Source organism: Pseudomonas sp. DSV-1 (assembly GCF_035830915.1).
In the GTDB taxonomy this organism is placed as follows: Bacteria; Pseudomonadota; Gammaproteobacteria; order Pseudomonadales; family Pseudomonadaceae; genus Aquipseudomonas.
Genome location: NZ_JAYMYG010000001.1, coordinates 412,898 through 430,914 on the forward strand (window position 1 = coordinate 412,898; position 18,017 = coordinate 430,914).

The 18,017-nt window shown below is 55.2% G+C and carries 22 protein-coding genes; 21 read left to right on the plus strand and 1 reads right to left on the minus strand.

The annotated features are described in order from the left end of the window. The first annotated feature begins 10 nt into the window (after positions 1-10). The 18 genes from rplX (at position 11) to bfr (ending at position 10,560) form a co-directional block, all read left to right on the plus strand. Positions 11-325, plus strand: a complete 315-nt coding sequence (gene rplX, locus VSQ83_RS01955) for a 50S ribosomal protein L24 (RefSeq protein WP_133077080.1) — start codon at positions 11-13, stop codon at positions 323-325. A gap of 22 nt (positions 326-347) precedes the next feature. Next, positions 348-887 carry a 50S ribosomal protein L5 gene (rplE, locus tag VSQ83_RS01960; protein WP_003444368.1) on the plus strand — a complete coding sequence of 180 codons (540 nt, stop codon included), beginning with the start codon at positions 348-350 and terminating at the stop codon, positions 885-887. A gap of 13 nt (positions 888-900) precedes the next feature. Then, positions 901-1,206 carry a 30S ribosomal protein S14 gene (gene rpsN / locus VSQ83_RS01965; RefSeq protein ID WP_019409906.1) on the plus strand — a complete coding sequence of 102 codons (306 nt, stop codon included), beginning with the start codon at positions 901-903 and terminating at the stop codon, positions 1,204-1,206. Positions 1,207-1,418: 212 nt separating this feature from the next. Next, complete coding sequence (gene rpsH / locus VSQ83_RS01970) at positions 1,419-1,811, plus strand: 30S ribosomal protein S8 (RefSeq protein ID WP_003444366.1); 393 nt, start codon at positions 1,419-1,421, stop codon at positions 1,809-1,811. 12 nt (positions 1,812-1,823) lie between these two features. Continuing rightward, positions 1,824-2,357 carry a 50S ribosomal protein L6 gene (rplF, locus tag VSQ83_RS01975; RefSeq protein ID WP_003444365.1) on the plus strand — a complete coding sequence of 178 codons (534 nt, stop codon included), beginning with the start codon at positions 1,824-1,826 and terminating at the stop codon, positions 2,355-2,357. A 10-nt stretch (positions 2,358-2,367) separates the two neighbouring features. After that, on the plus strand, positions 2,368-2,718 hold the full coding sequence (gene rplR, locus VSQ83_RS01980; protein ID WP_003444364.1) for a 50S ribosomal protein L18: 351 nt from the start codon (positions 2,368-2,370) through the stop codon (positions 2,716-2,718). Between the two features lie 3 nt (positions 2,719-2,721). After that, a complete protein-coding gene (gene rpsE / locus VSQ83_RS01985) occupies positions 2,722-3,222 on the plus strand; it encodes a 30S ribosomal protein S5 (protein WP_003186035.1) in 501 nt (166 codons plus the stop codon). A 2-nt stretch (positions 3,223-3,224) separates the two neighbouring features. Beyond that, a complete protein-coding gene (rpmD, locus tag VSQ83_RS01990; RefSeq protein WP_003444363.1) occupies positions 3,225-3,401 on the plus strand; it encodes a 50S ribosomal protein L30 in 177 nt (58 codons plus the stop codon). A gap of 3 nt (positions 3,402-3,404) precedes the next feature. Next, positions 3,405-3,842 (plus strand): 50S ribosomal protein L15, encoded by a 438-nt coding sequence (rplO, locus tag VSQ83_RS01995; RefSeq protein ID WP_003444362.1) that lies wholly within the window; start codon positions 3,405-3,407, stop codon positions 3,840-3,842. Continuing rightward, positions 3,843-5,171 carry a preprotein translocase subunit SecY gene (gene secY / locus VSQ83_RS02000; RefSeq protein WP_019409908.1) on the plus strand — a complete coding sequence of 443 codons (1,329 nt, stop codon included), beginning with the start codon at positions 3,843-3,845 and terminating at the stop codon, positions 5,169-5,171. Between the two features lie 32 nt (positions 5,172-5,203). After that, positions 5,204-5,320, plus strand: a complete 117-nt coding sequence (gene rpmJ / locus VSQ83_RS02005) for a 50S ribosomal protein L36 (RefSeq protein ID WP_002555468.1) — start codon at positions 5,204-5,206, stop codon at positions 5,318-5,320. Between the two features lie 129 nt (positions 5,321-5,449). Continuing rightward, positions 5,450-5,806, plus strand: a complete 357-nt coding sequence (gene rpsM / locus VSQ83_RS02010; protein WP_016779184.1) for a 30S ribosomal protein S13 — start codon at positions 5,450-5,452, stop codon at positions 5,804-5,806. 30 nt (positions 5,807-5,836) lie between these two features. Beyond that, positions 5,837-6,226: a 30S ribosomal protein S11 gene (gene rpsK, locus VSQ83_RS02015; RefSeq protein WP_007924177.1), complete on the plus strand. Its 390-nt coding sequence runs from the start codon at positions 5,837-5,839 to the stop codon at positions 6,224-6,226. Between the two features lie 18 nt (positions 6,227-6,244). Continuing rightward, positions 6,245-6,865, plus strand: coding sequence for a 30S ribosomal protein S4 (rpsD, locus tag VSQ83_RS02020; protein WP_003444359.1), 621 nt, complete (start codon positions 6,245-6,247; stop codon positions 6,863-6,865). Positions 6,866-6,887: 22 nt separating this feature from the next. Further along, on the plus strand, positions 6,888-7,889 hold the full coding sequence (locus VSQ83_RS02025) for a DNA-directed RNA polymerase subunit alpha (RefSeq protein ID WP_003176403.1): 1,002 nt from the start codon (positions 6,888-6,890) through the stop codon (positions 7,887-7,889). Between the two features lie 42 nt (positions 7,890-7,931). After that, the gene (rplQ, locus tag VSQ83_RS02030) at positions 7,932-8,318 is read left to right on the plus strand and encodes a 50S ribosomal protein L17 (RefSeq protein WP_003444357.1); all 387 of its coding nucleotides are present in this window, start codon (positions 7,932-7,934) and stop codon (positions 8,316-8,318) included. A 173-nt stretch (positions 8,319-8,491) separates the two neighbouring features. Further along, entirely contained in the window at positions 8,492-9,940 is a 1,449-nt protein-coding gene (locus VSQ83_RS02035) for a catalase (protein ID WP_133077079.1), read from the plus strand. A 155-nt stretch (positions 9,941-10,095) separates the two neighbouring features. Further along, a complete protein-coding gene (gene bfr, locus VSQ83_RS02040; RefSeq protein ID WP_133077078.1) occupies positions 10,096-10,560 on the plus strand; it encodes a bacterioferritin in 465 nt (154 codons plus the stop codon). 66 nt (positions 10,561-10,626) lie between these two features. Here bfr and uvrA read toward each other — a convergent pair whose 3' ends face one another. Then, complete coding sequence (gene uvrA / locus VSQ83_RS02045; RefSeq protein ID WP_326398566.1) at positions 10,627-13,461, minus strand: excinuclease ABC subunit UvrA; 2,835 nt, start codon at positions 13,459-13,461, stop codon at positions 10,627-10,629. A 197-nt stretch (positions 13,462-13,658) separates the two neighbouring features. Between uvrA and VSQ83_RS02050 the strand changes: the two genes are divergently transcribed. The 3 genes from VSQ83_RS02050 to VSQ83_RS02060 all read left to right on the plus strand — a co-directional run bounded on the left by VSQ83_RS02050 (position 13,659) and on the right by VSQ83_RS02060 (position 17,976). Continuing rightward, a complete protein-coding gene (locus VSQ83_RS02050; protein WP_019824342.1) occupies positions 13,659-15,050 on the plus strand; it encodes an MFS transporter in 1,392 nt (463 codons plus the stop codon). Positions 15,051-15,059: 9 nt separating this feature from the next. Continuing rightward, positions 15,060-15,590, plus strand: a complete 531-nt coding sequence (locus tag VSQ83_RS02055; RefSeq protein WP_046810341.1) for a single-stranded DNA-binding protein — start codon at positions 15,060-15,062, stop codon at positions 15,588-15,590. Positions 15,591-15,861: 271 nt separating this feature from the next. Then, a complete protein-coding gene (locus tag VSQ83_RS02060) occupies positions 15,862-17,976 on the plus strand; it encodes a mechanosensitive ion channel family protein (RefSeq protein ID WP_326398565.1) in 2,115 nt (704 codons plus the stop codon). The last annotated feature ends 41 nt before the right edge of the window (positions 17,977-18,017 follow it).

Sequence of the window (18,017 nt, forward strand, 5' to 3'; positions counted from 1 at the left end):
GAGATCCGACATGCAAAAGATTCGTCGTGACGACGAGATCATCGTGATCGCCGGCAAAGACAAAGGTAAGCGCGGTAAGGTGCTTAAGGTTCTCGCTAACAACCGTCTGGTTATTGGCGGTCTGAACCTGGTTAAGCGTCATACCAAGCCTAACCCGATGTCGGGCGTACAAGGCGGTATCGTCGAGAAAGAAGCTCCACTGGACGCTTCTAACGTGGCCATCTTCAACAGCGAAACCAGCAAAGCAGATCGCGTTGGTTTTAAAGTAGAAGACGGCAAAAAAATTCGTGTCTTCAAGTCGACCCAAAAAGCGGTTGATGCTTGAACACTGCTAGGTAGATGAGACCATGGCACGACTAAAAGAGATTTACCGGAAGGAAATCGCACCGAAACTTAAGGAAGAACTTAAGCTTTCGAACGTGATGGAAGTTCCGCGCGTTACCAAAATCACCCTGAACATGGGTTTGGGCGAAGCGATCGGTGATAAGAAAATCATCGAGCACGCTGTAGCTGATTTGGAAAAAATCACGGGTCAAAAATGTGTAGTGACCTACGCTCGCAAGTCCATCGCAGGCTTTAAAGTTCGCGAAGGCTGGCCGATCGGCGTTAAGGTTACTCTGCGCCGTGAGCGTATGTATGAATTCCTGGATCGTCTGCTGTCGATCTCCCTGCCTCGGGTTCGCGACTTCCGCGGCCTGAATGCCAAGTCCTTCGATGGTCGTGGTAACTACAGCATGGGCGTTAAAGAGCAGATCATCTTCCCGGAAATCGACTACGACAAAATCGATGCCCTCCGCGGTCTGGACATTACCCTGACCACCACTGCTCGAACGGATGATGAAGGTCGCGCATTGCTGCGTGCATTCAAATTCCCGTTCCGCAACTGATTGGAGTAGGACCATGGCTAAGATGAGCATGAAAAACCGCGAGCTGAAACGTCAGCTTACGGTTGCCAAGTTCGCCAAGAAGCGTGCTGAGCTGAAAGCTATCATCGTTGATCTGAACGCAAGTCCAGAAGCACGTTGGGAAGCTCAAGTTGCTCTGCAGAAGCAGCCACGTGACGCAAGCGCTGCGCGCATGCGTAACCGCTGCCGCCTCACTGGTCGTCCGCATGGTGTTTACCGCAAGTTCGGCCTTGGCCGTAACAAATTGCGTGAAGCAGCAATGCGCGGTGACGTACCAGGTCTGGTTAAAGCCAGCTGGTAAGGCGTACAGGCAAAGTTACCCCTGTCAGGGTCGTAAGATCCTGACAGCCGGTGACCTTGAATATGAATCAAGCCCCTATTGGGGCTTGATTCATTTCTGGCGTGTGTCTAGAATGACCGGCTCGCCTGAGCCCGTGCTTTTTAAGCATTGAGTCACTCGGCGACAGTTGTAGCCGCAAGGCTAATTCTTTTTGTATCAGGAGCGTCTAGCCCATGAGTATGCAGGACCCGTTAGCGGACATGCTAACTCGAATCCGTAATGCCCAGATGGCTGAAAAGTCCGTCGTAAGCATGCCATCTTCCACGTTGAAGGTAGCTGTAGCCAAAGTTCTTAAAGACGAAGGTTACATCGCGGATTATCAGATCAGCAGCGAAATCAAACCACTGCTGTCTATCGAGCTGAAATACTTCGAAGGCCGTTCGGTTATCGAAGAAGTTAAGCGCGTTAGCCGTCCAGGCCTGCGTCAGTACAAGTCCTCCGAAGATCTGCCGAAAGTTCGTGGCGGTCTAGGTGTGTCTATCGTCTCCACCAGCAAAGGTGTGATGACGGATCGTGCTGCGCGCGCTGCCGGTGTCGGCGGCGAAGTTCTTTGCACTGTGTTCTAAGGGGGGATAAGCATGTCACGCGTCGCTAAGAACCCCGTTAAGCTGCCAGCTGGTGTCGAAGTAAAATTCGCCGGCCAACAGCTTTCGGTGAAGGGTGCCAAGGGCACTCTAGAACTGAACATCCATTCGTCCGTTGAGATTGTTGAAGAAGCTGGTGAGCTGCGTTTCGCTGCTCGCAATGGCGATCAACAAACTCGCGCAATGGCTGGTACCACTCGTGCGTTGGTAAACAACATGGTCCAAGGCGTAAGCCAAGGCTTCGAGCGTAAGCTCCAGCTGGTCGGTGTTGGTTACAAAGCGCAAGCAAAAGGCACAGTGCTGAACCTGGCTCTTGGCTTCTCGCACCCAGTGGATTACGAATTGCCGGAAGGCATCACCGCTGAGACTCCTAGCCAAACCGATATCCTGATCCGGGGTATTGATAAGCAGCTGGTAGGTCAGGTGGCCGCTGAGATCCGCGGTTTCCGTCCGCCAGAGCCTTATAAAGGCAAGGGTGTACGTTACGCGGACGAAGTCGTCCGTCGTAAAGAAGCCAAGAAGAAGTAGGGCATAGCAAATGACCGACAAAAAAGTTACTCGACTGCGTCGCGCTCGCAAAGCACGTCTGAAAATGCACGAACTAGAAGTCGTGCGTCTCTGCGTGTTCCGCTCGTCTCAGCATATATACGCCCAGGTCATCTCGGCCGACGGCAGCAAAGTCCTGGCAAGCGCCTCGACTTTGGACAAAGAACTGCGTGATGCTGCCACTGGCAACATCGACGCGGCCACAAAGGTTGGCCAGCTGGTCGCTACGCGTGCAAAAGCCGCTGGCGTCTCGCAGGTGGCTTTCGACCGCTCTGGCTTCAAGTACCACGGCCGCGTGAAAGCGCTGGCTGAGGCTGCTCGTGAAGCTGGGCTGGAGTTCTAAGTTATGTCAAATAACGACCAAAAGCGCGACGAAGGCTACATTGAGAAGCTGGTTCAAGTTAACCGCGTAGCCAAAACCGTTAAAGGCGGCCGTATCTTCACTTTCACCGCGTTGACCGTGGTTGGTGATGGTAAAGGGCGCGTTGGCTTCGGCCGTGGCAAGTCACGTGAAGTGCCTGCTGCGATCCAGAAGGCAATGGAAGCTGCTCGCCGCAACATGATTCAAGTGGACCTGAACGGCACCACTCTGCAGTACGCCATGAAATCCGCCCACGGCGCTTCCAAGGTTTACATGCAGCCTGCTTCTGAAGGTACCGGTATCATCGCTGGCGGCGCTATGCGTGCTGTCCTCGAAGTTGCTGGTGTTCAGAACGTACTGGCCAAGTGCTACGGCTCGACTAACCCGGTAAACGTGGTTCACGCCACTTTTAAAGGTTTGAAAGCTATGCAGTCTCCTGAATCTATTGCCGCCAAGCGTGGCAAAAGCGTCAAGGAGATCTTCTGATCATGGCTACCGTTAAAGTAACGCTGATCAAAAGCATGACCGGCCGTATCCCTAATCACAAACTGTGCATTAAGGGTCTGGGTCTGCGTCGCATCGGTCACACTGTAGAAGTACTTGATACTCCCGAGAATCGCGGGATGATCAACAAGGCTTACTACATGCTGCGTGTAGAGGGTTAATCGATGAAACTCAATGATCTGAGTCCAGCGCCGGGTTCCCGTCGCGAAAAGCATCGTCCGGGCCGTGGTATCGGTAGCGGTTTGGGCAAGACTGGTGGCCGTGGTCACAAAGGTCAGTCCTCCCGTTCCGGTGGCACAATTGCTCCAGGCTTTGAAGGCGGTCAACAGCCGCTGCATCGCCGTCTGCCTAAGTTCGGTTTCGTTTCCCTGAAAGCCATGGATCGCGCAGAAGTGCGTTTGTCCGAGCTGGCTAAAGTGGAAGGCGACATCGTTACTGTGCAGACCCTGAAAGATGCCAACGTGATCAACGTCAACGTGCTGCGTGTGAAAATCATGCTGTCCGGTGAAGTTACTCGCGCTGTCACAATCGGCAAGGGAATCGGCGCCACCAAAGGTGCGCGTTCGGCTATCGAAGCAGCTGGCGGCAAGTTCGAGGAATAAATGGCTAAGCAAGGTGCTCTCTCAGCGCTCAGCAAAGGCGGGTTATCCGAGCTCTGGGCTCGACTGCGTTTTCTATTCCTGGCGATTATCGTCTACCGAATAGGCGCACACATCCCAGTTCCTGGTATCAACCCGGACCGGCTGGCGGACCTGTTTCGACAGAATGAGGGGACCATACTTAGCTTGTTCAACATGTTTTCCGGCGGCGCGCTGGAGCGGATGAGTATTTTTGCGCTGGGGATCATGCCGTACATTTCGGCATCGATCATCATGCAGCTTATGTCCGCTGTCAGCCCGCAACTGGAGCAGTTGAAGAAGGAAGGTGAAGCTGGTCGTCGCAAGATAAGCCAGTACACCCGCTACCTCACTGTCGTTCTTGCTCTCGTCCAGGCTATTGGCATGTCCATTGGCTTGGCGGGGCAGGGCGTAGCGTTCACTGGTGACCTAGGCTTCCATTTCGTTGCAATAACCACTTTTGTGGCGGGTGCAATGTTCATGATGTGGCTGGGTGAGCAGATTACTGAGCGTGGTGTTGGCAACGGTATCTCGATGTTGATTTTTTCGGGTATCGTCGCCGGTCTTCCGAGAGCAATAGGGCAGTCTTTCGAGTCTGCGCGTCAGGGCGATATCAATATTTTCGCTTTGGTTGCTATCGGTTTGCTGGCAGTAGCGATTATCGGTTTCGTGGTGTTCATTGAGCGTGGTCAGCGTCGTATTGCTGTTCATTACGCCAAGCGTCAGCAGGGCCGTAAGGTTTTTGCTGCGCAGACTAGCCACCTACCGCTGAAAGTGAATATGGCTGGTGTTATTCCGGCTATTTTTGCGAGCAGCATTTTGCTGTTCCCGGCTTCGCTGGGTGCCTGGTTCGGTCAGTCTGAAGGTATGGGCTGGTTGCAGGACATCTCGCAGTCGATCGCTCCTGGTCAGCCGTTGAATATTCTGCTGTTTAGTGCAGGGATTATTTTCTTCTGCTTCTTCTATACGGCGTTGATGTTCAATCCGAAAGACGTAGCGGAAAACCTGAAGAAGTCCGGTGCCTTTATTCCGGGTATCCGTCCAGGCGAGCAGTCGGCACGCTATATTGATGGCGTTTTGACTCGTTTGACTCTGTTCGGTGCTCTTTATATGACGGCCGTGTGCCTGTTGCCCCAGTTCCTGGTGGTTGCGGCAAACGTTCCGTTCTACCTTGGCGGGACCTCGTTGCTGATCGTGGTCGTGGTTGTTATGGACTTCATGTCCCAAGTACAATCGCACCTCGTTTCGCACCAGTACGAATCCCTGATGAAGAAAGCCAACCTGAAGGGCTACGGCAGCGGCATGCTCCGCTGAAGTACTACCCCGTAAGGTGAGAGGAGTTGGTGATGAAAGTTCGTGCATCGGTGAAAAAGCTGTGCCGTAACTGCAAGATTATTCGCCGCGAAGGTGTTGTTCGGGTAATTTGCAGCGCGGAACCACGTCACAAACAGCGCCAAGGCTGAGTGTGATCTGTTTGAAGCCCAGCAGCTAGTGCGCTGCTGGGTTGATTATTTGTTATTACAGCGATATTATCTCGCGCCCTATTTCTTGGCTTCCGGGGCGTAGGTAGCTGTCAATTGGAGTCCCACTGAATGGCCCGTATTGCAGGCGTTAACATTCCAGATAACAAGCACACTGTTATCTCGCTGACCTACATCTATGGTGTTGGTCGCACTACCTCACAGAAAATCTGTGCGGATGCTGGTGTAAACCCAGCCGCTAAGATCAAGGATCTGAGCGACGAGCAGATTGAGTTGCTGCGTGGCGAAGTGGCGAAGTTCACCACTGAAGGTGACCTGCGTCGTGAAGTCAACATGAAAATCAAACGCTTGATGGACTTGGGCTGCTACCGCGGTCTGCGCCATCGTCGTGGTCTTCCAGTACGCGGTCAGCGTACCAAGACCAACGCGCGTACTCGCAAAGGTCCGCGTAAGCCGATCCGCAAGTAATCGCACCAGCGAATCGACAGGAATTTAGTCATGGCAAAACCTGCTGCTCGTCCTCGTAAGAAAATTAAAAAGACAGTGGTTGATGGCATCGCCCACATCCACGCGTCTTTCAACAACACCATCGTGACCATCACCGACCGTCAGGGTAACGCGCTTTCTTGGGCTACCTCCGGTGGTTCGGGTTTCCGCGGTTCTCGCAAGTCCACCCCGTTCGCTGCTCAAGTAGCTGCTGAACGTGCTGGTCAAGCTGCGCTGGAATATGGCCTGAAAAACCTTGACGTTAACGTTAAGGGCCCAGGTCCAGGTCGTGAGTCCGCTGTCCGTGCTTTGAACGGCTGTGGCTATAAGATCGCCAGCATCACCGACGTGACGCCTATCCCGCACAACGGGTGCCGTCCGCCGAAGAAGCGCCGCGTGTAATCCAGGAGACTGTAAAGAATGGCTCGTTACATTGGTCCAAAATGCAAACTGGCACGTCGTGAAGGCACCGATCTCTTCCTGAAGAGTGGTGTGCGCGCTATCGAATCGAAGTGCAATATTGAAGCTGCTCCAGGCATCCACGGCCAACGCCGCGGTCGCCAATCCGACTACGGTACCCAACTGCGTGAAAAGCAGAAGGTCCGTCGTATCTACGGCGTTCTCGAGCGTCAGTTCAGCGGCTACTACAAACAAGCTGCTGGCAAGAAAGGTGCAACCGGTGAAAACCTGCTGCAACTGCTCGAATGCCGCCTGGATAACGTCGTATACCGTATGGGTTTCGGTTCTACTCGTGCCGAATCTCGTCAGTTGGTATCGCACAAGTCGATCAGCGTTAACGGTCAGACCGTAAACGTTCCGTCCTACCAGGTTCGTGCTGGTGACGTGGTCGCTATCCGCGAGAAAGCAAAGAACCAGCTTCGCATTGTCCAAGCTCTCGATCTGTGTGCCCAACGTGGCCGCGTAGAATGGGTAGAAGTAGACACTGAGAAGAAGTCGGGCGTTTTCAAGAACGTTCCTGCTCGCAGTGATCTGTCCGCCGACATCAACGAAAGCCTGATTGTCGAGCTCTACTCCAAGTAAGGGCTAGAAAATAGGTGCATCCATGCAGATTTCGGTAAATGAGTTCCTGACACCTCGCCATATTGATGTGCAAGTTGTCAGTCCAACCCGCGCTAAAATCACTCTCGAGCCTCTCGAGCGTGGTTTTGGCCACACCCTGGGCAACGCGCTGCGCCGCATCCTGTTGTCCTCAATGCCAGGCTGTGCAGTAGTCGAGGCCGAGATTGACGGTGTGCTCCACGAGTACAGCGCCATCGAAGGTGTACAGGAAGACGTAATTGAAATCCTGTTGAACCTTAAAGGTCTGGCTATCAAGCTGCACGGCCGTGACGAAGTTACGCTGACCTTGTCGAAGAAGGGTTCGGGGGTGGTTACCGCTGCCGATATTCAGCTGGATCATGATGTCGAGATCGTTAATCCCGATCACGTAATCGCCAACCTGGCGTCTAACGGCGCCTTGAACATGAAGCTCACCGTAGCTCGTGGTCGTGGTTATGAACCAGCAGACTCGCGTCAGAGCGATGAAGATGAAAGCCGCAGCATTGGTCGCTTGCAGCTTGACTCTTCGTTCAGCCCGGTTCGCCGTATCGCATACGTGGTGGAAAACGCCCGTGTCGAGCAGCGTACTAACCTGGACAAGCTGGTTATTGATCTGGAAACCAACGGTACACTGGATCCTGAAGAGGCCATTCGTCGTGCTGCAACCATCCTGCAACAGCAGTTGGCTGCATTCGTCGACCTCAAAGGTGACAGCGAACCAGTGGTAATCGAACAGGAAGACGAGATCGATCCGATCCTGCTTCGTCCGGTTGACGATCTGGAACTGACCGTGCGTTCGGCCAACTGCCTTAAGGCGGAGAACATTTACTACATCGGTGACCTGATTCAGCGCACCGAAGTAGAACTGTTGAAGACTCCGAACCTGGGCAAGAAATCCTTGACTGAAATCAAGGACGTTCTGGCCTCCCGTGGTCTGTCCCTCGGCATGCGCCTCGACAACTGGCCGCCTGCAAGTCTTAAGAAGGACGACAAGGCGACTGCCTGATCGTCGTAATCACCGAACGTTGTGTTTGGTAAGGAATGAACCATGCGTCATCGTAAAAGTGGTCGTCACCTGAGCCGCACTAGCTCCCACCGCAAGGCTATGTTTCAAAACATGGCAGTGTCGTTGTTTGAGCACGAGCTGATCAAAACGACTCTGCCGAAAGCCAAAGAATTGCGTCGCGTTGCTGAGCCGCTGATTACTCTGGCCAAGAATGATTGTCTGGCTAACCGCCGTCTGGCCTTCGACCGTACGCGTTCGAAAGCCATCGTTGGTAAGCTGTTCAACGATCTGGGCAAGCGTTATGCAACTCGTGAGGGTGGCTACCTGCGCATCCTGAAGTGCGGTTTCCGCGCTGGCGACAACGCGCCTATGGCGTACGTCGAGTTGGTTGATCGTCCAGTTGGCGGTGAAGCTGTATCCGCTGAGTAAGACGTCAGTCTCTACAAAGAACCGGGCCTAGTGCCCGGTTTTTTGTGCCTGTTAGATTAGTATTCTCTATTGATTCTGATCATTTAATGCATTTGCCCGTGAGTAGATCATGGTCAATACTCCTCCTCAGCCGATTAGCCGGCAGCACAAAGACTGACTGAGGAAGCAAACACATGAGCCAGACCAAAACGCTTACAACCGCCAGCGGCGCTCCAGTTGCTGATAACCAGAATTCTCGTTCTGCTGGCCCTCGCGGCCCTTTGCTACTCGACGATTTTCATCTGATCGAGAAGCTCGCTCACTTCAACCGGGAAAACATTCCGGAGCGTCGTGTGCACGCCAAGGGTTCAGGTGCACACGGCACCTTCACACTGACCCGTGACATGGCTCAGTACAGCAGTGCCAAGCTGTTCGACACCATCGGCAAGCAAACGCCCACTTTTCTGCGTTTTTCAACCGTAGGTGGCGAACGTGGCTCGGCCGATACCGAACGCGATCCTCGCGGCTTTGCGCTTAAGTTCTACACCGAGGAAGGTAACTGGGACATCGTGGGTAACAACACCCCCGTGTTCTTCATTCGTGATCCACTTAAGTTTCCTGATTTTATCCACACCCAAAAGCGTCTGCCGCAAAGCAACCTGAAAAGCGCGCAGATGATGTGGGATTTCTGGTCGCACTCGCCGGAGTCGCTGCACCAGGTCACCATCCTGTTCTCTGATCGTGGCATTCCCGATGGCTACCGTCACATGCACGGGTTTGGCAGTCATACCTACAGCCTGATCAATGCAGCGGGTGAGCGTCACTGGGTCAAATGGCACTACAAGACCAAGCAAGGTATCAAAAACCTGCCGCCTGCCGAGGCTGCACGACTTGCAGGTACTGACCCGGACTACGCACAGCGGGATTTGTTTGGTGCCATTGAGCGCGGTGATTTCCCGAAATGGCGTGTCTGCATGCAAATCATGACCGAAGCGCAAGCCGCCGCACACTACGAAAATCCGTTCGACGTGACCAAAACCTGGTCGCAGAAAGAGTTTCCATTGATTGAAATCGGTGAACTTGAGTTGAACCGTAATCCGCTCAACTACTTCGCAGAAGTCGAGCAAGCTGCGTTTGGTCCCAGCAACATGGTCCCAGGTGTCGGCTTGTCTCCGGATCGTATGCTCCAAGGCCGTGTGTTCGCTTATGCCGATGCCCATCGCTACCGTGTAGGCACCAACCATCAGCACCTGCCGATCAACGCACCACGGGTGCCTGTGCATAACTATCAGCGTGATGGCTCAATGGCTTTTGGCAATAATGGTGGTGCTGCGCCGAACTACGAGCCCAACAGCTACGCTGATGCGCCAAAACAAGCGCCGCAGTTCGCCGAGCCGCCTTTGGCCCTGAGTGGTGCGGCGGATCGTTACGATCATCGCGTTGACAGCGATTACTACAGTCACGCGGGTGCATTGTTCCGCCTGATGAATGACGAGCAGAAAGCCCTGCTCATCAATAACATCGCAGGGGCAATGGACGGGGTTTCGGCCGACGTCGTGGAGCGTCAGTTGCAACATTTCTACAATGCCGATCAGGCTTACGGTGACGGTGTCGCCAAAGCGCTGGGCGTAAAGGCTAAGTAAGTCTAAGTGAGAAGCAGAACCGCCCTCAATAGGGCGGTTTTTGCGTTATTTAGGTCTGTTTTCTCTACAAATACAGGATTTTATAGCGATTGAGTCGTGACCTCTCAGTCAGCTTGGTTCAAACTACAGGCTTTCAAGCAGGGAGATGTGCGGCGATGCAAGGGCACCCGGACGTAATCGATTACCTCAACACGTTGCTCACCGGCGAGCTGGCTGCACGTGATCAATACTTTGTCCATTCCCGCATGTACGAGGACTGGGGATTTACCAAGCTCTACGAGCGCATCAACCACGAAATGGAAGAAGAGGCACAACACGCTGATGCGTTGATGCGCCGGATTCTGATGCTTGAAGGTACTCCGCGCATGCGCCCGGATGATCTGGATGTGGGCACCACCGTGCCGGATATGTTCGCGGCTGACCTGCGCCTTGAGTACAAGGTCCGCGCTGCGCTGTGCAAAGGTATTGCACTGTGTGAGCAGCACAAGGACTACGTAAGCCGTGACATGTTGCGCATTCAGTTGGCAGACACCGAAGAAGATCACACCTACTGGCTGGAAAAACAGCTGGGCCTGATCAAGACGATAGGTCTGCAGAACTACCTGCAATCGCAGTTCTGATCGGCGTAAGCCTCAATAAAAAGCCCCTGCTATCTCACGATGGCAGGGGCTTTTTCTTACTGCGATTTAAGCTTTGTCGCGAATCAACAACGGTTTCAGATAGAAGCCCGTATGAGATTGCGACATCTCGGCTACTTCTTCCGGAGTGCCGGTTGCGATGATCTGACCACCCTTGGAACCGCCTTCAGGTCCCAGGTCAACCAGCCAGTCAGCAGTCTTGATCACATCCAGGTTGTGCTCGATCACCACCACGGTATTGCCGTGATCGCGTAGACGATGCAACACATCCAACAACTGCTGAATATCGGCAAAGTGCAAACCTGTAGTAGGTTCATCGAGGATATACAGCGTTTTGCCGGTATCGCGCTTGGACAGCTCGCGGGACAGTTTCACCCGTTGTGCCTCGCCGCCTGACAGCGTTGTGGCGGACTGCCCCAGCTTGATGTATGACAGGCCTACATCCATCAGCGTCTGCAGCTTACGCGCCAGGGCTGGCACTGCATCGAAGAACACGCGTGCTTCCTCAATGGTCATCTCCAGCACTTCGTGAATGCTCTTGCCCTTGTATTTGATTTCAAGGGTCTCACGGTTATATCGCTTGCTCTTGCACACATCGCAAGGCACGTAGATGTCAGGCAGAAAGTGCATTTCTACCTTGATCAAGCCATCACCCTGACAGGCCTCGCAGCGCCCACCTTTCACGTTGAAGGAAAAACGCCCTGGACCATAGCCCCGCGAGCGGGATTCCGGTACGCCGGAGAACAACTCGCGTATCGGCGTGAACAGTCCGGTATAGGTCGCAGGGTTGGAGCGTGGTGTGCGGCCAATCGGGCTCTGGTCGATGTCTACGACCTTGTCCAGATGCTCCAGGCCTTTGATGCTGTCGTGAGCCGCGGCTTCCAGCGTGGTTGCGCCGTTGAGTGCCGTGGCGCTGAGCGGGTAGAGCGTGTTGTTGATCAGTGTCGACTTGCCCGAGCCCGAAACCCCGGTCACGCAGGTCAGCAGGCCTATAGGAATTTCCAGGTCCACGTTGCGTAAGTTGTTGCCGCGAGCGCCCTTGAGCGACAGCGTCAGCTTCTTGTCGCGTGGGGTGCGTTTGGCCGGCACGGCGATCTTCACCCGGCCCGACAAGTACTTGCCAGTCAGCGAGTCAGGGTGCGCCATGACCTCGGCCGGTGTGCCCTGCGCGACGATATGCCCGCCATGCACGCCCGCGCCCGGGCCAATGTCCACTACGTAGTCCGCCAGACGAATTGCATCCTCGTCGTGCTCCACCACAATCACCGTGTTGCCGATATCGCGCAGATGCTTGAGGGTGCCCAGCAATCGGTCGTTATCGCGCTGATGCAGGCCAATGGAGGGCTCATCGAGGATGTACAGCACCCCGACCAGTCCTGCGCCAATCTGGCTGGCCAGACGAATACGCTGGGCTTCACCGCCAGACAACGTATCGGCACTGCGATCCAGTGACAGATAGTCGAGCCCCACATTCACCAGAAACTGCAGACGCTCGCGGATTTCCTTGAGAATCTTGTCGGCAATTTCGCCGCGACGCCCGGTCAGGCTCAGGGTGCTGAAGTACTCGGTCGCGTCGCCAATAGGCATATTGGTCACGGCCGGGAGGGTTTTTTCGCCGACCCACACATGACGGGCTTCGCGGCGCAGACGGGTACCGCGGCAGTCCGGGCATGCCTGGGTGCTAAGGAACTTGGCCAGCTCTTCGCGCACGGTGGCCGATTCAGTTTCACGGTAGCGCCGCTCAAGGTTCGGCACGATGCCTTCAAACGGATGCGCGCGCTTAACGATGTCGCCGCGGTCATTCAGATAGCGGAAATCGACATTCTGCGTGCCGCTGCCGTACAGGATGACTTTTTGTTTGTCAGCCGCCAGCTCGCTGAACGGTACTTCAAGGCTGAAGTCGTAATGCTTGGCCAGCGCTCCCAGCATCTGGAAGTAATAAACGTTACGCCTGTCCCAGCCGCGAATCGCGCCCTCTGCCAGGGTTAGCTCGCCATTGACCAGGCGCTTGATGTCAAAAAACTGCTTGACCCCCAGGCCGTCACAGGTCGGGCATGCGCCAGCCGGGTTGTTGAAGGAGAACAGCTTGGGTTCCAGCTCGCTGATCGCGTGGCCGCAGATCGGGCAGGCGAAGCGTGCAGAGAAGATCATCTCTTCGCCCGGCTCGTCGTCCATCGGCGCGACCAGGGCAATGCCATCGGCCAGCTTCAGCGCGGTCTCGAATGATTCGGCCAGGCGCTGTTGCAGGTCAGCCCGCACTTTAAAGCGGTCGACCACCACGTCGATGGTGTGCTTCTTCTGCTTGTCGAGTTTGGGCAGTTCATCCAGCTCACAGAGCTTGCCGTTGACGCGAGCCCGCACGAAGCCCTGGGCCCGCAGCTCTTCGAATACGGAGAGGTGTTCACCCTTGCGCTCGCGAATGACCGGAGCCAGCAACATCAGTTTGCTGCCTTCAGGCTGCGCCAGCACCAGATCGACCATTTGGCTGACGGTCTGGGCTTCAAGGGGGATGTCGTGATCCGGGCAGCGGGGGATGCCGACGCGGGCGTACAGCAAGCGCAGGTAATCGTAAATTTCGGTAATGGTGCCAACCGTGGAGCGCGGGTTGTGCGAAGTCGATTTTTGCTCGATGGATATCGCTGGCGACAGACCTTCGATGGTATCGACGTCAGGCTTTTCCATCATGGAAAGGAACTGCCGCGCATAGGCGGACAACGACTCGACATAACGGCGCTGGCCTTCAGCGTACAAAGTGTCAAACGCCAGGGATGATTTGCCGGAGCCAGACAGTCCGGTGATGACGATCAGTTTGTCCCTTGGCAGGGTCAGGTCGATGTTCTTCAGGTTGTGGGTTCGTGCCCCACGTATCAGGATCTTGTCCACTGCGGCCTCGCTTGGCGGGCATAACGTAAACGAATGAGTATACGGATCTGTATGAAAGCTGTGCAGGCCTTGATGGCACGATGTCATTCAAGCAGCCTTTATAACTTTTGCGTGACAAAGCGTCGCGGCTCTCTCGCGTATGTGCTGTTACTCGATGGGACTGATAGAATCGCCGCCGGTTCACATGAGGTTTTTCCATGCACGATCCCCACAGCGAACGCATGAGTAGCGGCGAGACCCGAGCGGCAAGCGGTCTGGCCCTGGTGTTCGCCTTCCGTATGCTAGGCATGTTTATGGTGTTGCCGGTTTTGGCAACCTATGGGATGGACCTTGCCGGTGCGACGCCCGCCCTGATAGGTCTGGCAATTGGCGCTTATGGCCTGACCCAAGCCATTTTTCAGATCCCGTTTGGTGTGATTTCCGACCGTATTGGACGGCGCCCGGTCATTTATCTGGGGCTGATTGTCTTCGCCTTGGGTAGCGTGCTGGCGGCTAACTCAGATTCGATTTGGGGCGTTATCGCGGGACGAATCCTGCAGGGGGCGGGTGCAATTTCTGCTGCCGTTATGGCGCTTTTGTCTGACCTCACCCGTGAGCAGCACCGCACCAAGGCGATGGCCATGATCGGCATGACCATTGGTTTGTCATTTGCGGTTGCAATGGTCGTGGGGCCACTGCTGACCCGTGCCTTTGGTCTGTCTGGCCTGTTTCTGGCGACAGGTGCCATGGCACTGCTGGGGATCGTGATTGTCATGTTCATGGTGCCGCGCTCGACCGGGACCTTGCAGCACCGCGAGTCCGGCGTGGCCAGGCAGGCTTTGCTGCCAACCTTGCGCCATCCCGACCTGCTGCGTCTGGATCTCGGCATTTTTGTGTTGCACGCCATGTTGATGTCGAGCTTTATCGCGTTGCCGCTGGCTCTGGTCGAAAAGGCCGGACTGCCCAAGGAGCAGCACTGGTGGGTGTACCTGACAGCCTTGCTGATTTCTTTCTTCGCCATGATCCCGTTCATTATCTATGGCGAAAAGAAACGCAAAATGAAACGAGTTTTACTCGGTGCCGTCGCGACGTTGATGCTCACTGAGCTATTCTTCTGGCAGTTTGGCGACAGCTTGCGCGCATTGGTGATTGGTACCGTAGTGTTCTTTACCGCGTTCAACCTGCTTGAGGCTTCATTGCCTTCGCTGATCAGCAAAGTTTCACCGGCGGGTGGCAAGGGCACGGCGATGGGGGTCTATTCCACCAGTCAATTCCTGGGTTCGGCACTGGGTGGCATACTCGGCGGCTGGTTATTCCAGCATGGCGGTTTGTCGGTTGTGTTCCTTGGAGGCGCAGGTCTGGCTGCACTCTGGTTGGCCTTTGCTGTTACCATGCGTGAACCACCATATGTAACCAGCCTGCGCTTGCCGTTATCGCCTGAGGCGCTCCGCGAAGCAGGTCTGACCGAGCGTTTGAAGGCAGTTGCTGGCGTTACAGATGCAGTGATCGTGGCTGAAGAAGCTGCGATTTATATCAAATTGGACACCGAACTATTGGATCGCGCGACACTCGAGCAGTTGGTTAACCCAGCGCCGACGTGCGAAGCCTAGGAGAACGTTATGGCCCGTGGGGTTAACAAAGTTATATTGGTCGGCACGTGCGGCCAGGATCCCGAAGTTCGCTACTTGCCTAACGGTAATGCCGTGACCAACCTGAGTCTGGCAACCAGCGAACAGTGGACTGACAAGCAGACCGGTCAGAAAGTCGAAAAGACTGAATGGCACCGTGTATCGATGTTCGGCAAAGTTGCCGAAATCGCTGGCGAATACCTGCGCAAGGGTTCGCAGGTTTACATCGAAGGCAAGCTGCAGACCCGCGAGTGGGAAAAAGACGGTATCAAGCGTTACACCACCGAAATCGTGGTCGACATGCAAGGCACCATGCAGCTGTTGGGTGGCCGTCCACAGGGCGACCAGCAAAACCAGGGCGGTGGTAACAACTACCAGCAACAGCAATCCGCTCCGCGTCAGCAGGCTCAACGCCCTGCGCCGCAACAGCAGCCTCAGCAGCAGTCGCGTCCAGCGCCGCAACAGCAGGCACCACAACCTGCTCCGGACTTCGACAGCTTCGATGATGATATTCCGTTCTGATTTGTAGCTTTCGAGCTGCATTGAAGTACTGAAAAAGGCCCGTCGCTGACACAGCGACGGGCCTTTTTTTGTGCCGCGCATTTGGAAGGGAGGGCACGGTTGACCCGTGACAGGGCGCGCTTGAGTTGCATATGAGAGAGTTTTCGCACGAAGGTGCGGGGTTAATCCGTGTATTGACTACGCTGTACCGGGAACTGCGCGTCGAGTTGCCAGCTGAATTTTTGGCTGGTTGCGATCTGCTCGCCAGACTTGTCCAGGGGGATCTCCGGGTTTGCTCACATTCAAAACAGCATGTTTGTTCCTCATCCTGTTGTTAACAGGCAACGGTATTGTTCAGGCAGCGCCTACGCTGGCCTCCATCATGAAAGCCGAAGAGTCTGACGGTAAGCCGCCGGTTCTGGTCGATGGCGGCTTGCTGGGTGCCCTGGGTGCCGGTATGGATGAGGTACAGAGCCAGCTGGGCTCCAGCGTGGAGCAGTTGAGCGCCTGGAGTTTGCGCTCCAAGCGGGCTGCAGAAGAGGTTGAGGCCCTGGTAATCCAGGCATCGACTCATCCCTCGTGGAGCGGTGTGTGGGACTTTTTCCTGTTGTCCTTGATCTGGGCAGGCGCGTTCATCGGATTAATGCTGGCGGGACGTTGGCTGGCAATTTATCTGGGCAAGAGCCGACGCATTAACAGCCGGGAGCGGATACAAGCGTTTATCGGTTTCGGGCTGCCTTATCTGGTGCCTGCGCTGCTGAGCATAGTGTTGACGCTGTATGTCAGTCGTTTTCTGAACGACACCCTTGGCCGTTCGCTGGCGCTCAGCCTGTCCTATGCGAGCAGTGCAGGGGTGTTCTGCTCGGCACTGGTGCTGTCACTGAATACGATGTTTGAGGTGGAACACAAGCGGATCGCAGTCCAGATCATTCGCGAGTACGCCATGCGTCCGCTATTTTTCATCGGCTTTTTGGCAGCCCTGAGTGATGCCATGAACAGCCCGCAAATCACTCAGGAAATTGGCGGCAACATTACCAGTTGCCTCTCGGTTTTTTCAGGGTTGCTGGCATGCGCCATTCTGGCCTTTTTGGCAGTCCGGCTTCGCCGTCCCGTCGCTCATCTGTTTCGTAACAGGGCCTTGGCCCAGCGTCTGGGGCAGCCCGCATTGCAAGAGTCATTGCGCATTTTTTCGGTGCTCTGGTATTGGCCCCTGTTGCTGATGCTGCTGGCAACGGCACTCAACTTGCTGGGCGTGGGTGAGGGCAGTGAGCGTGCTTTGCGCAATGCGCTGCTGACATCCGGATTGCTGATCGGCACGGTATTTCTGAGTACGATTCTGCATCATTCATTTCGCACGAGAATTCGAAGCTCCGGAGCCTACAAAGATCGCTTTATAAATGTGGTTTACGCCTTGTTGCGCATTGTCCTGGCAGTGAGCTTTATTGAGCTCTTGGCGAAAATCTGGGGTTTCTCGTTGCTGGCCTTTGCATCGGACAGCAGCACCGGCAGGGTTATCAGTGACTCACTGGGGCACATCCTGCTGATTTTCCTGGTGACCTGGCTGTCATGGGTCGTGCTCGACACGGCCATTCAACAAGCACTGGAGCCCACGACCAACCGGCGTGGCACCCACGAACCCAGCACGCGGATCAAAACCATCCTGCCGTTGGCCCGCAATGCGATCAAAGTGGTGTTGGTGGTGATCTGTACCATCACCACTATGGCCAATCTGGGGGTGAACGTAGCTCCCTTCCTGGCGGGGGCCGGGGTTATCGGCCTGGCGATCGGCTTTGGCTCTCAACAGTTGGTGCAAGATGTCATTACCGGGTTGTTCATCATCATTGAAGACACCATTTCGGTCGGCGATTGGGTGGTGGTCGACTCTTCCCACGCGGGTACGGTCGAGGGGCTGACCATCCGTACGTTGCGCCTGCGGGACTCGCGAGGCTTTGTCCACTCGGTGCCGTTTGGTCAGATCAAGGCGGTGATCAACCACTCCCGGCAGTTTGCCTACGCATTTTTTTCAGTGCAGTTCACCTACGACACCGACATGGATAAAGCGACGGCTCTGATCCGGGAGGCGGGGAATCAGATCACTGGCGATCCATTGCTGAGTCTCAGCTTGCAGGGATCGTTGACCATCTTTGGTGTCGACAGCATGACCCTGGACGGGGTGACGATTACTGCGCAGTTCCGCACCCTGTCCGGGGCGCAGAACACCGTTAGCCGGGCGTTCAATGACCGGCTTAAAAAGCTTGTGGATAAGTCGCCGGACGTGCATTTTGCGCAACATTATCCACAGGGGTTTCTGATGCCCGTGCGTGAGTCGGAACAAGCATCGCAAACGGACTCTTTGGCTCAACGGCCTGCGGTATTGCTTTCAGACATCCCGCCGAGATCACAGTGAGGACCAACTGCATGGGGGCAGTTTGTCAGTGACGCGCGGGG